Annotated in this window: 11 protein-coding genes; 1 reads left to right on the forward strand and 10 read right to left on the reverse strand. The window is 37.0% G+C overall.

The window, feature by feature from the left end; translation table 11 throughout:
* Positions 1-104: 104 nt before the first annotated feature.
* The 7 genes from H6F47_RS04235 to H6F47_RS04260 all read right to left on the reverse strand — a co-directional run bounded on the left by H6F47_RS04235 (position 105) and on the right by H6F47_RS04260 (position 7,472).
* Positions 105-2,201 carry a TonB-dependent receptor gene (locus tag H6F47_RS04235; protein ID WP_190647813.1) on the reverse strand — a complete coding sequence of 699 codons (2,097 nt, stop codon included), beginning with the start codon at positions 2,199-2,201 and terminating at the stop codon, positions 105-107.
* A 93-nt stretch (positions 2,202-2,294) separates the two neighbouring features.
* Positions 2,295-3,830 (reverse strand): energy transducer TonB, encoded by a 1,536-nt coding sequence (locus H6F47_RS04240; RefSeq protein ID WP_190347608.1) that lies wholly within the window; start codon positions 3,828-3,830, stop codon positions 2,295-2,297.
* A 121-nt stretch (positions 3,831-3,951) separates the two neighbouring features.
* Positions 3,952-4,287, reverse strand: coding sequence for a cytochrome c6 PetJ (gene petJ, locus H6F47_RS04245; RefSeq protein WP_096569031.1), 336 nt, complete (start codon positions 4,285-4,287; stop codon positions 3,952-3,954).
* A gap of 342 nt (positions 4,288-4,629) precedes the next feature.
* On the reverse strand, positions 4,630-4,962 hold the full coding sequence (gene petJ / locus H6F47_RS04250; RefSeq protein WP_096569028.1) for a cytochrome c6 PetJ: 333 nt from the start codon (positions 4,960-4,962) through the stop codon (positions 4,630-4,632).
* 717 nt (positions 4,963-5,679) lie between these two features.
* Entirely contained in the window at positions 5,680-6,171 is a 492-nt protein-coding gene (locus tag H6F47_RS04255) for a GNAT family N-acetyltransferase (RefSeq protein ID WP_096569025.1), read from the reverse strand.
* Between the two features lie 12 nt (positions 6,172-6,183).
* Positions 6,184-6,315, reverse strand: coding sequence for a hypothetical protein (locus tag H6F47_RS28390; RefSeq protein ID WP_277877129.1), 132 nt, complete (start codon positions 6,313-6,315; stop codon positions 6,184-6,186).
* Complete coding sequence (locus H6F47_RS04260; protein ID WP_096569022.1) at positions 6,303-7,472, reverse strand: RpoD/SigA family RNA polymerase sigma factor; 1,170 nt, start codon at positions 7,470-7,472, stop codon at positions 6,303-6,305. Before H6F47_RS04260 ends, H6F47_RS28390 begins: the two co-directional genes overlap by 13 nt.
* Before the next feature lie 752 nt (positions 7,473-8,224).
* Here H6F47_RS04260 and priA point away from each other — a divergent pair.
* Complete coding sequence (gene priA / locus H6F47_RS04265) at positions 8,225-10,876, forward strand: primosomal protein N' (RefSeq protein ID WP_190647814.1); 2,652 nt, start codon at positions 8,225-8,227, stop codon at positions 10,874-10,876.
* A gap of 175 nt (positions 10,877-11,051) precedes the next feature.
* Here priA and H6F47_RS04270 read toward each other — a convergent pair whose 3' ends face one another.
* The 3 genes from H6F47_RS04270 to H6F47_RS04280 all read right to left on the reverse strand — a co-directional run bounded on the left by H6F47_RS04270 (position 11,052) and on the right by H6F47_RS04280 (position 13,266).
* Positions 11,052-12,173: a universal stress protein gene (locus H6F47_RS04270; protein ID WP_190647817.1), complete on the reverse strand. Its 1,122-nt coding sequence runs from the start codon at positions 12,171-12,173 to the stop codon at positions 11,052-11,054.
* Between the two features lie 179 nt (positions 12,174-12,352).
* Positions 12,353-12,961, reverse strand: coding sequence for a K(+)-transporting ATPase subunit C (kdpC, locus tag H6F47_RS04275; protein ID WP_190347610.1), 609 nt, complete (start codon positions 12,959-12,961; stop codon positions 12,353-12,355).
* An 86-nt stretch (positions 12,962-13,047) separates the two neighbouring features.
* Entirely contained in the window at positions 13,048-13,266 is a 219-nt protein-coding gene (locus tag H6F47_RS04280; protein WP_096569011.1) for a potassium-transporting ATPase subunit F, read from the reverse strand.
* Positions 13,267-13,284 lie beyond the last annotated feature (18 nt).

Consider the following 13,284-nt stretch of genomic DNA (forward strand, 5'->3'; position numbering starts at 1 on the left):
ATGTATCAAATATTTTCAGATCCCCCTAAAACCTCATTGAAAAGGGGGACTTTAAAGAATTTAGTCCCCCCTTTTTAAGGGGGTTGGGGGAATCTAAAAATCAACTATATACTAGAAGTTAACCCCAAACGAAAAGTAAAACCAGGACTATAGATACGATTCACCTTTTCATATTGTTCACCGAACAAATTTTCCAAGTAAAAAGTCAATCCTAAATTTTGACTCACAGGAATACGACCACTCAAATCTAAATTTACAAAAGAAGGTGAAAAATCTGTAGGTCTCTCACCAGCAGCGGTATTAGCAAACACAGCCCGACGAGTACCACTATTATAAGTCAGATACAAATTAGCTTCCCATCCATGCTTTTGATAACCAATTCCACCTTGCAGCAAAGAATAAGGAATCAAACCTAATTGTAACCCTTTTTCCGTTCCCGTTTTAATTTCGGCATCTGTATAAGTGTAGTTGATAAAAGTAGACCAATCACGAGCTAATTTTAATTGCAAAGCAGCTTCTAAACCATTAGTATCTACCAAACCCACATTTGTCCATGTTCTAGTACGATTATCAATAGCCAAACGATTATCCAAACTACTACCAAAATAAGTCAACTGCGCCAGCAAATTACTAGATAAATTAAAATCCACTCCCGCAGTCCAAGTAGAACCAGTTTCGGGTTTTAAATTTGGGTTTGGATTCCAATTATGAACATTATCAAAAACATATAATTGATCTAAACCAGGATTACGTTGCGCCCCTGCCCAACTGCCACGGACAGCAACCACAGGATTCATGGCATAACGGAAACCAAAACTAGGATTGAAATAACTATCAAACTGACTGTCAAAGCTTTGTCTTAAACCCAAATCAATCAGAAAATCATCACTAACTTTCCAAGTATTTACCGCAAACAAAGCCGTATTTAAAACACTTCTATCTTCCTTTTCATCTTTATCAGCAAGATTACCTATACTGACAACATCACCATTTAAATCAGTGTTTTTTAAATCTAAACCCCAACGCAATTGATTATTGTCGCTCAGTTTCCACTCATGATCTACCCTAGTAGTAATTTGTTTAGTATCTAAAATTCCTGTACGATAAACTGTTCCTCCTGTTCCCGGTCCGTATGTACTAAAGTAATTTTGATTATAACCGATAGTAGTTGTTAAATTTGAATCGTTATCTTTACCCAGTCGAGTTTTCCAGGATAACCCAATATTTAAACTATCATGATCTAATCTATCTCTTTGTAAAGGAAAACCAAAATAAATTAAACCCCTACGACTACTGAGGGTCTTAAAATCTAAATTCACAGAATTTTTAGCATCTAAATCTAAACCAATACTACCAAAATAGGTACTGGTGGCAGTATCAGCATTAAATAAATAACCATCCGCAGGATTACGATTTGCTGCACCCACAGGAACACGATAACGGTTGTCTATAAAGAATCTTTCAAAACTGAAATTGTATTTGACTTTATTAGCAGAACCAGAATAAGTAACCTGTTGATTATTTAAATTTAAAGATCCAAATTCTGCACTACCAGTTAATTTGGGCTTTCTAAAACCTGCTTTGGTGATAATATTCACAATTCCACCAAAAGCCGAAGAACCATATAAAGATGAAGCCGCACCGCTATATAATTCTACCCTTTCAATTGCCTCCACAGGAATACTATTTAAGTCAGTAGCACCATGATAAGTGCTAATATCATTATTAAATGGTCTGCCATTAATTAAGAATACAGATTGATTAATCGAAGCACCGCGATAATATGTTCCGGTGTGAATATCCGCACCATGTCCCACATTATTAATAGCAAAACCAGGCATTTTTTTTAAAACATCAGCAACGCTAGTAGCACCTTGTTTTGCGATTTCTTCTTTTTCAATTACATGAGTTGGTGTAGATTCGGGTAAAGCGTCTTTTTCTCCTATCGCTTCAATGGAAATATCTGTATCCTCTGTAGGTTCTGTAGGACTTAAATCTGTTTCTGTGTTTTTTTTAACTTCGGTTTCCGCAGGTTGTTGAGTTAATAAGTTCGCATTTGTGGCAGGTAGTTGAATTTCATTTAAACTAGGAATATCTGAATTTACTACCTGATCTTTAGTTTTATTATTATTAGCGACAGCAGGAAAAGCTACCAGTAAACTCAGTAAAAAAACTGGCAGGAAAACAAAATTATTATTCATCTTTCTCAACTCACACTTGGTAAAAACAAATGTAGGTATTCTCTCTGTTTATATAAAAACTGTCAAAAGACAAGCTGTCATATTTCAGATCACCTAATTATTTTCTAAATCACTATTAGACTCAGAAGAGGTAGAATCAGGTGGTGTTACTTCCTGGGTTTTACTTTCATCAACCTGATTTTCTGTATCAGATTTGACTGGTTCTAGTGAAGATGTAGATTCTTGAGGATTGGTAATTTTTGGTTTTGGTTGAGAAGCTTCTCTCTGTCTTTCTCTTTGTCTTTCTTTGATTTGACGATGACGCTGTGACCCTTGGATTGCAAAATTAATTGATGCTGTCACACCTTGTCTACCACCATCTAAAGGTGTTAATTTCCACTCTTGTACAGCTTGTTGAGCAGCTTCATCTAGTTCACTATCACCACTAGAACGAATTAACCGCACAAAGGTAACATTACCATTAGCATCCGTATCAAGAGCAACTTCAGCACGACCTTCTATACCCCGCCTTCTGGCTTTATTGGGATATTTGATATCACATCTAATACAATCTGCACGATTTAATTTTGTCCCATTGACAGGACGTGGTTTTGGTGCGATCGCAATATTTCTCTCACCATTTCCAATACCATTTCCAGTACCTTTACCTGCACCATTTCCAATACCATTTCCAGTGCCATTTCCAGTACCTTTACCTGCACTATTTCCAATACCATCTCCAGTACCGCTACCCTCACCATTTCCAGTCCCATTTTCTGTACCTTTACTTAAACCAGACCGCAAACGATTACCTAAATTACTTAAACTATTTTGACTAGATGAAGTAGTAAAAGTATTGTTGGAACTAACACTAACACTGCTAGGAGTTATTAACTTTGGTGCTGGAACATTTGAAAGTTTTGTATCTGGTATGACAGTTTGTTCAGGTTGTTCAACTGTGGGTTGAGTGGTTGTTTCAGTTTCTACTTTTTCAGTTATTTTTTCAGTTATTTTTGAAATAGGTGTAGTTGTTAAACTTGGTTGTGTTGTCGTCGGTTCAGGAATAGTTTTAGCAATAGGTGTAGTTGTTAAACTTGGTTGTGTTGTCGTCGGTTCAGGAATAGTTTTAGTAATAGGTGTAGTTGTTAAACTTGGTTGTGTTATCGTCGGTTCAGGAATAGTTTTAGTAATAGGTGTAGTTGTTAAACTTGGTTGTGTTATCGTCTTTTCAGGAATAGTTAGTGTTTGGCGTTGTTTGACAACAAAATTTTGAGTAGTTTTCAGTTGGGTTTGTTTAACTACAGGTTGAATAGCAGCATTACTCACGCTCAAGGTAGTTTTTTCTGGAAGAGAACTTTTAAAATTGTTATTACCACCACTACCACCACTACCACCACTAGCAGAATTTATCTTTGGTTGAGAGTTTTTTATCTCTTGTGGTTTGGCTATTATTTCCGGAACAGTTTCCACAATTGTGATTTCAATTGGTTCTTCTTGAGTTTGAGAAACTCTTTGTATAAATTTGCCAATCCCTAAAGCTAAAACCCCAATATGAAATACTAAAGAAGCGATGAGACTACAAAATAAAAAAGATTTAAGTGCTTTAGCTTCTTTTTCTCGCTGCTCTACAATTACAATCGAAAAACCCATATTTTAATTATTGTTTATGTTTTTATAATTTATTAGTTGTTTCTACTTATCTAATAATTGGATTAATTAGCGAGACAAAAAGCCCCGCCAATAATTATTTCAATTCAGAAAGTAAATTGTATTACTTCCAATTTTTATCTGCTTGTTCCAACACATAAGCAGCTACATTTTCAATGTTTTCGGTTTTTATGCGCTTACCAAAGGCTGGCATCGCACCCTTGCCGTTTGTAATTTGAGTAATAATAGCTTCAGCAGAGTACATATTGTACTTTTCCAAATCTGCTTTCTTCAAGCTTTTAGCAGCATTAACTAAATTTTTACCCCCCGCATGACATTGAGCGCAATTAGCTGTAAATACTGCTTTTCCAGCAACTGTATCTGCTGCTAAAGCGGGACTACTGAAGGCAAAAGTGAAGATGGTTATGCCTAACAGTAATACGGAAATTATCTTTTTCATCTCGTGTTCTCTCTACAACAATCGTTGAGTTGGTGCAATATGCTTCATAATTTTCTTTGGATTCTGTTGTATCAGTCAAACGACAAGCTGTAAAACTTGGAGGTCATTTTGGCAAAATTTACCTGACGTTCTTTTTATATCACGGGTTTGCAGTAAATGTAAATTTATGTAAAGGTCAGTGTTTCCTAGCCTCTACAGATCACTTTTTCAGCAACCGCTAAATAGTAATTCTGATTCATAATTTTTGAATTATCAAGCATTATTCCCAACTGCCAAAACAGTTGGGAATCTCTTGTCTTACCCTTTCAGGTATAACTATTATTAACTCACTGACAAATCTATTTACCAGCCAGCTTCCGCTTTTTCCATGACGTAAGCAGCTACATTGGCAATATCATCAGCTGACAAATTATTTTTGAAAGCTGGCATAGCATTTTTACCGTTTGTAACTTGAGCAATAATAGCAGATTCAGAGTAAATATTGTACTCTTCTAAGTCTGCCTTACTCAAACTTTTAGCAGCATTAACTAAATTTTTACCACCTGCATGACAAGAAGCACAATTAGCTGTAAATATTTTTTCTCCAGCACCAGTGTCAGCAGCGAAAGCAGGATTAATGAAGGCAAAGGTGAAGATAGTGATGCCTAATAGTAATACAGAAATAATCTTTTTCATTTTGTGTTCTCTCTACAACAATTGCTGATTAGGAGGTACTTGCTCCATAATTCTCTTTTTATTGTCTTGTATAAATCAAAAGAATAACTGTAAAAATTGAACTAAATTATTGAGCATAATAGATGTAATACTTATTATTGCAATGGTTGGGAATATATATTAATTTATATTAAACATAAATTTAAGTCACAAAAAAATCATTCTTAACTAAAAATTAAAAATTCATATCTAAAAAATGCTAAGATTAATGCTAATAATTATGTCAAAATAATTAAACATAAAATAGGGTTTGCTGATAGCGTAGCGTGGCGTTAGCCATATAAATCAGAAAACTTTACAGGTAAAGGGTTTTAGCTATTTTGACTTGTACTGAGCGACTTGTACTGAGCGCAGTCGAAGTAAGCCGAAGTGCTTTCAAAAAGTGCCAGCTTTTATGAGGTGGCAAGTGAAAAACCCTGCACTTAATTCCTACTTAAAGAAAAAATCCTTCCTATCCAACTCTTGAAACTGTCACCGTGGCGTAGTACCTGTCACCTGTCACCTAGCCTTCACAGATAACTTTTTCAGCAAACCCTAGTTAGAACATCAATTTATCATGAAAATCTTAGTACACAAGGGTTTTACTCTGACTCCTGACTCCTGACTCCTGCTATATTTTTCAGGCTTTTACTGACGGAAATCGACTGATGAAGGCTGAATGCTTAGGTGAAAAGATGTTTATTGATTCGCTAATCTAGTAATTGCTGGTTCACTGACTCGGCAAATTCGCCAATCTTCTAAAATATCAGCCCCCATAGTCCGGTAAAATTCCTGTGCAGAAACATTCCAATCTAAAACACTCCATTCTAAGCGCCCACAATTTCTTTCAACAGCTATTTTTGCTAATTTAGTCAGCAGTGCTTTACCAATACCTTGACGACGATATTCAGGTAAAACAAAAATATCTTCTAAATAAATTCCTGGCTTGGTGAGAAATGTAGAATAATTGTGAAAAAATAAAGCAAAACCCACAGCTTTACCTGTGACTTCTGCTAAAATCGCCTCTATATATTTTCGTTCACCAAATAAATGCTCATTTAATGCTTGAGCATTACCAGTGACAGCAGCAGATAATTTTTCATATTCTGCCAAGCCCTGAATTAATTCAAATAATACAGCACTATCACCAGGTTCAGCAAACCGGATAATTAAATCACTATCAAAAGTCATGAGTCTTATTCTCTAGTCCACAATCTCTAGTTTACAGGGGACTGGGGACTGGGGACTGGGGACTGGGGACTGGGTTAACCTCTCCTGCCTCCTGCCTCCTGACTCCTGACTCCTGACTCCTGACTCCTGCTTTAAATTAACCAACCTTTTAAACGTTTAGCGATATGAGGACGGCGTAATTTTCGCATCGCTTTACTTTGAATTTGCCGTACTCGTTCACGGGAAAGGTTAAACATATTCCCCACTTCTTCCAGAGTACAGGGTTCGCTGGTTGTCAGTCCATAGCGTAAAGAAATTACGTCTTTTTCCCTGGGGGTGAGAACATCACCTAAAACCTCCCATATCTCCTGACGCATCATATTTTCATTCATTTTTGCTTCTGGAGATTGGTTATCTTCATCTTCCAACAAGTCCATCAATTCTGTATCTTCTTCTTTACCAACACGGTGATTTAAAGATAATGCTTGCCGGCGTAGTTGTTGCAGTTGACGCAGTTGTTGAACGCTTATTTCCAACGACTCGGCCATTTCCGCTTCTGTCGGGTTGCGAGCGAGTTTTTGTTTAAGTTCTCTTTGGGCTTTTTTAAGTTTGTTGAGTTTTTCAACAATGTGAATTGGTAGGCGGATAGTGCGGGCATCATTAGCTATAGCCCGTGTAATCGCCTGTCGAATCCACCAATAAGCATAAGTCGAAAACTTATAGCCCTTATCGGGATCAAACTTCTCTGTAGCGCGATTTAAACCCATAGCACCTTCTTGAATTAGATCTAGAAAAGGCACTCCCCGATTAAGATATCGTTTAGCAATAGATACTACTAATCTCAAGTTAGAGCGAATCATTTTCCGCTTCGCTACCCTACCTTGATACAACCGACTTTCCAGTTGTTTTTCCGTCATATCAAACTTAGCAGCTACCTCGCTTTTGCTGGGGTTGTGTCCCAGTTCTGCTTCTAAAGCAGCTTGTAAGTCTTTTACTTCTTCTAAAAATCTTACCCTATGCGCCAACTCTACTTCTTCGTCAGGTTTAAGGAGAGGATAACGCGCCATTTCCTTAAAAAATGCGCCCACAGCATCGTCATGTTCGGTTTTATTATATCCCGAAGGACGTGCCGCTGCCATTTCATCCCCATCTCGTTCATCTGACTCCAAATTTTCCACAATTGAAGAGTCTTCAAATACTACTGCATCTAAACTATCAAGTGATGGTTCTTCATGATCAGCAGCGTTATCCAGTATTTCCATTGTTCCCAATTCAGCAAGATTCATAGTTTCCTTTTGGGATAGTTGCTTGGTTTGGTACATAAATTTAGTGACAGCTGCTCGTTTGAGAATAGTTAGTTTTTACCGACATATACACCCATTTACCCAGCCAAATACAATCTTCTTGAAAATTCTTGATTCGGAAAGAAAATATGTATCTGTCTGCCATATTTTGGTTACATCTAGATACAATTTATATGGTCTTTGCATCCAAAATACCATCTTTCCCCACTACCAGCAGACATATTTCTAATTTTTTTCTTCATCACCAAATATGTCAAACCCCCCTCAAACATTCTCCAGCTTAACAAATATAAAAATTCCATCTAAAGACCCTATACGTTAAATTTTTATGTATTTCCATGAAGTTTTGTTTGATTTGGAGTAAAAAAGTTAAAGCTTCCTAAGTTAAAGCTTCCCAAATGATCCAAATTACAAAAATGGTAGCTTAAAATCCGGACAATCTTGATTGTATCAAAGCATCTCACATACAAAAACTATTGAATATCTATCAATAGGTGGAAAAACTCTACTACCTATTTAGTAGACAAAAACAACTCATTATTATCGGATATACTTTCATTTGTGTAGTTAGCATAAAATATTTATTGCACGTATTGTAGAAATTATTTTGTCTATAAGATGACATATAAACAAAGTTATCAACTATCATGAGTAATAAAAGTATTGCGAAATACAGTTTGTTTGTAGTAAAATAGGAGTTAAACGTTAAGTGCGTCTGGTGAATTTGATTCATTCAGATGAGCAAATATCTATTAAAAAAGCCAAAAATTATGTATATTCAGGATGTAAGTTTATCCTCTCTATTGGTAGCTGAACCAGGATCATCATACCAGTCCAAAACAAATCGTTATCCTTGGATTGAAGTATTGGTAGATTTGTCAAAAACTTTAGCGCCGACGACAAATAAAACACCAGAAGAGAATGTAGCAATTGATGAAACAGTAGAAAAAGATTTATTAAATGATGCCATACCAGAACAGGAATTATCAGTTGATGAACTATCTAACAAGGACCTATTGATTTATAAGATACCAGAACATTTAGATATTAAACCGGGGGATATTTTAACAGTTCCCTGGAGGACACAACTGTTAGGAGGAATAGCGATTCGTTTATTATCCCAACCACCAGCAAATTTAGGACTAGAGAAAATTCGGGAAGTACAAGATGTAGTCAGCAAAGAATTTTTCTCTAGCACCTATTGGGAATTACTGAATCGCATCGCCGCCTATTACTACACACCATTAATTCAAGTCATTCGGGTAGCATTACCACCAGGATTATTAGGGCGATCGCAAAGTCGTCTGCGACTAAAACCAGAAAATATTCCCAATGGTGCAGCCGAATTTTTACGTTCTCAAGCTGCCAAAGAAATACTGACAATACTTGAATCGCAACCAGATGGAGATTACAGTTTTCAATACCTCAAACGTCAAGTCAAAGGTTTTTATTGGGCAAAAAAACAATTAATAGATAGAAACTGGGCAGAAAGCTATTTCAAATTCACTCAATCTAAACCACAAATGAAACTAGCAGTAACGCTAGTTGATCATGGAAGATACATGAATCTCACTAAACGGCAACAAGAAATATTGAAAATACTGGGAGATCATGGTGGTGAATTATGGGTGACAGAGTGTGTAGAGATATGTCAAACTACACTACCTACTTTAAGAGGATTAGAACAAAAAGGTTGTATTGTCATTGAAGAACGGGAAAAACTACGCAGAGAACAAGGACCCAAAATAGCCGGGGATCAAGCCAAATTATTAACACCAGCCCAAACTAATGCTTTAGAAACCATCAAATCATTAAACGGATTTTCTCAAATTTTATTACATGGGGTAACAGGTTCAGGAAAAACCGAAGTTTACCTACAGGCGATCGCCCCCCTACTCAACCAAGGAAAATCAGCCCTAGTATTAGTCCCAGAAATTGGCCTCACACCCCAACTCACAGACAGATTTCGCGCCCGTTTTGGTAACAAAGTGCAAGTTTATCACAGCGCCCTTTCCGACGGTGAACGCTACGACACCTGGCGACAAATGTTTACCGGAGAAGCCCAAGTAGTCATAGGAACACGCAGCGCCATCTTTTCCCCCTTACCCAACCTGGGATTAATTATCCTCGACGAAGAACACGACAGCAGCTTTAAACAAGACTCACCCATCCCCACTTACAACGCCCGCACAGTAGCCCAATGGCGTGCAGAACTAGAAAACTGCCCCCTAATTTTAGGTTCTGCTACCCCCTCCCTTGAAAGTTGGGTAAGTATCAAAGAAAGCAGGGGAGCAGGAAGCAGGGAGCAGGGAGAGATCAACAACCCAATCACCAATCACCAATACCTCTCCCTTCCTGAACGCATCAACTCCAAACCCCTACCACCTATAGAAATAGTGGATATGCGTCAAGAGTTGAAAGAAGGAAATAGATCAATATTTAGTAGATCCCTACAACAAGCTTTAGAAGAATTAAAACAAAGGAAACAACAGGGAATATTATTTATTCATCGTCGGGGACATAGCACCTTTGTTTCCTGTCGTAGCTGTGGTTATGTGCTGGAATGTCCCAACTGTGATGTATCCTTGGCTTATCATCATGTAGAAGAAGGCGCACCCCAGTTATTAAAATGTCATTATTGTAATTATGGTCAACCACACCCTAAAAACTGTCCTCAATGTAGTTCACCCTACCTCAAATTCTTTGGTAGTGGTACTCAAAGAGTAACCCAGGAACTACAACGCCAATTTCCCCACATTAAACCAATTCGTTTTGATAGCGACACCACCCGCAAAAAAGGCGCACATCGCACCCTGATCAGCCAATTTGCCAACGGTGAAGCAGACTTATTAGTGGGTACACAAATGCTCACCAAAGGTTTAGACTTACCCCAAGTTACCCTTGTAGGAGTAGTTGCGGCTGATGGGTTGCTACATTTATCAGATTATCGCGCTAGTGAACGAGCTTTTCAAACCTTAACCCAAGTTGCAGGAAGGGCGGGAAGAGGAGAAGATCCCGGTAGAGTAATTATCCAAACCTACACCCCAGAACATCCAGTTATTGAAGCAGTGAAAACCCATGATTATCAATCTTTTTGTGATGCAGAATTAGAACAAAGGGAAGCACTTAATTATCCCCCCTATGGCAGATTAATATTATTACGTTTGAGTAGTTCTGATCCCATAAAAGTGGAAAATATAGCCCAACTCATAGCGACAAATTTTAGCGAACAAGAAGGACTAGAGATATTAGGACCAGCACCAGCTAGTATTTTACGAGTAGCTAATCGTTATCGCTGGCAAATACTATTAAAATTTGCTCCTGATGCACTGCCTAATTTACCAGATTGGGAAGAAATCAGAAAACTTTGTCCTGCTTCAGTCAGCTTAACTATTGATGTCGATCCCATTAATATTATGTAGGGGTTACTGAGAAAGTCTTTCCGTTGAGGTAGGGAATAGGGAATAGGGAATAGGGAGGAAAATTTTAGATTTTAGATTTTAGATTTTAGATTGAAGTTGACAAAAACAATCCAAAATCCAAAATCCAAAATCAATAACTCCTGACTCCTGACTCCTGACTCCTGCTATATTGTTATCATTTTTCAGTAGCAATAATATGTAAATCTATTTTTTTATCTCTGATTAAATCCATTAATCGCTGAGTAAAAGAACCTTTAATAAATCTTTTCCATTTAGGTTGTTGACTTTCACCAATAACGATTTGTGTAATGTGATGGGTAGCAGCAACCTGAGCTATTTCTTTAGGAACATTACTACTTTTAACGTGCAGAAACTCACCACCAAACTCTCGACAAAGTTTTTCACAAGTATCAATGTGTAAACTTTCTTGTTTAGTGAGAAATCTTTCAGGATCAGCTATAAATACAGCATAAAGTGGAGCATTCATATAATTAGCAAGTCGCGCCCCCCGACGTAATAATTGCAAAGAATTAGGATAAGTAGAAACACAAACTAAAACCCGTTCATGAATATTATAAACTTGTCCAGTAGTAATTGAAGTATTTGCCTCCTCCTCTACCGTATCTGCAACTTCTCTTAATGCTAATTCTCGCAAAGCTATTAAATTTCGACGTTGAAAAAAGTTTTCTAAAGACTGTTCAATTTTATCAGCAGCATAGATTTTTCCTTCAAGCAAACGCTCTTCCAAAGTTTCTGGAGTCACATCAATTACAACCACCTCATCCGCTTCATCCAGCACCCGATCTGGAATGCGTTCTCGCACTACAACACCTGTTATTCTTGCCACCAAATCATTTAAACTTTCCAAATGTTGAATATTCACAGTAGAATAAACATCTATGCCAGATGCTAAAATTTCTTCTACATCTTGATAGCGTTTTTCTCGTTCAGAACCCGGTATATTTGTGTGAGCTAATTCATCAATTAACACCAGTTGGGGAGAGCGTTCTAAAATTGCTTGAGTATCCATTTCTTGCAGTTTAATATTCTCTTTAATAATGGATTTTCTAGCAATAACTTCTAATCCTTGTGCTTTAAGAGCAGTTTCTTTACGTCCATGAGTTTCTAAAATACCAATAACAACATCAATCCCCTCTTGTTTCAGTTGATGTGCTTCCTCTAGCATTTTATAAGTTTTACCCACACCGGGAGCCATGCCAATAAAAATTTTATGTTTCCCTCGACGAGCAGGACGGATATAATGACTATCAGGGGATCGAGTAGAAGAATAAAACATGAGTTAATTTCTTAATAATTAGAGACTTTCAAATAAAAAAATATTCTATTCAATTCAATTAATTTATGTGGGGTAGGCATACTTCGACACGCTCAGTACAAGTCTTGCCTGCCCTTAAATTCCGACGGGCTATAAGCCCATCCCACAAGATTGAGGATAATTTATTTTCTGGAAATACCTTACCTGATTTTATCTAATGCTAGATTTAACTTAAAAACATTCACTCCTGGTTCACCAAATATATCTAAAAAACGCCCATCTGTGTTTTGAGAAATTAAAGTTTCTAATTGCTGGGGTTCAATTCCTCTAGCTTTAGCTATTCTGGGAATTTGCACCTTTGCACTTTCAGGAGTAATGTGAGGATCAAGACTAGAACCAGAAGTGTAAACTAAATCAGCCGTCGGTTGAATTTCTGCTTTTCTTAGTTTATTAATTTCACCTTCATTACCATTAATTCTTACTAACAATGCGGGATTACTAGGAGCTAAATTACTAGCACCAGATACACCAGTTTTCAAAATACCAGCCTCATCATTTTTGGGGTCAGCAGTGCTATAGTTAGTAGTGCTAGGACGACTCCAGAAATACTTTTCACTGGTAAAAGGTTGACCAATCAAAGCAGAACCAATCACCACACCTTGGGAATTTGTAATTAAACTGCCATTTGCTTGAAAAGAAAAAGCAACCTGTCCTGAAATTAACATAAATAAGGGATAGATAAAGGTTGTTAGCACCCATAAAACTAAAGTTGCACGAATCGCTTTACTAACTTGAAATCTCTGACGCATATTAAAACCTCTCCATTTCAAAAATATTAAAGTTTTTGTTGGGTTGCGCTATCGCTTAACCCAACTTACGAATTACAAATTAGTAATTAAAACCTCTCAGGTTGAAAAATCACAACAAATAAATAAACACAAAAACTGAGGGTGACAAGTCCTAATAAAGTAATTGTGTAAGCAAAAAAACGTGATTCTGCTCCCGGTGTTGTTGCTCGTACTGCTGGTGCTAATAAGACATTAACGCAAAGTAATAAAAATAAAATCAGAGGAAAACGATTACGTTTAGAAAATGCCAGTGATAAATATTCCATAATTCTCAAATCCCAAAT

The organism is Sphaerospermopsis sp. FACHB-1094, from assembly GCF_014696195.1.
GTDB classification, from domain to species: Bacteria; Cyanobacteriota; Cyanobacteriia; order Cyanobacteriales; family Nostocaceae; genus Sphaerospermopsis; species Sphaerospermopsis kisseleviana.

What these genes read in the sequence shown, in the direction of transcription:
- H6F47_RS04235 (WP_190647813.1), bottom strand. Translation starts at nt 2,201, where the DNA reads ATGAATAATAATTTTGTTTTCCTGCCAGTTTTTTTACTGAGTTTACTG.
- H6F47_RS04240 (WP_190347608.1), bottom strand. Translation starts at nt 3,830, where the DNA reads ATGGGTTTTTCGATTGTAATTGTAGAGCAGCGAGAAAAAGAAGCTAAA.
- petJ (WP_096569031.1), bottom strand. Translation starts at nt 4,287, where the DNA reads ATGAAAAAGATAATTTCCGTATTACTGTTAGGCATAACCATCTTCACT.
- petJ (WP_096569028.1), bottom strand. Translation starts at nt 4,962, where the DNA reads ATGAAAAAGATTATTTCTGTATTACTATTAGGCATCACTATCTTCACC.
- H6F47_RS04255 (WP_096569025.1), bottom strand. Translation starts at nt 6,171, where the DNA reads ATGACTTTTGATAGTGATTTAATTATCCGGTTTGCTGAACCTGGTGAT.
- H6F47_RS04260 (WP_096569022.1), bottom strand. Translation starts at nt 7,472, where the DNA reads ATGTACCAAACCAAGCAACTATCCCAAAAGGAAACTATGAATCTTGCT.
- priA (WP_190647814.1), top strand. Translation starts at nt 8,225, where the DNA reads ATGTATATTCAGGATGTAAGTTTATCCTCTCTATTGGTAGCTGAACCA.
- H6F47_RS04270 (WP_190647817.1), bottom strand. Translation starts at nt 12,173, where the DNA reads ATGTTTTATTCTTCTACTCGATCCCCTGATAGTCATTATATCCGTCCT.
- kdpC (WP_190347610.1), bottom strand. Translation starts at nt 12,961, where the DNA reads ATGCGTCAGAGATTTCAAGTTAGTAAAGCGATTCGTGCAACTTTAGTT.
- H6F47_RS04280 (WP_096569011.1), bottom strand. Translation starts at nt 13,266, where the DNA reads ATGGAATATTTATCACTGGCATTTTCTAAACGTAATCGTTTTCCTCTG.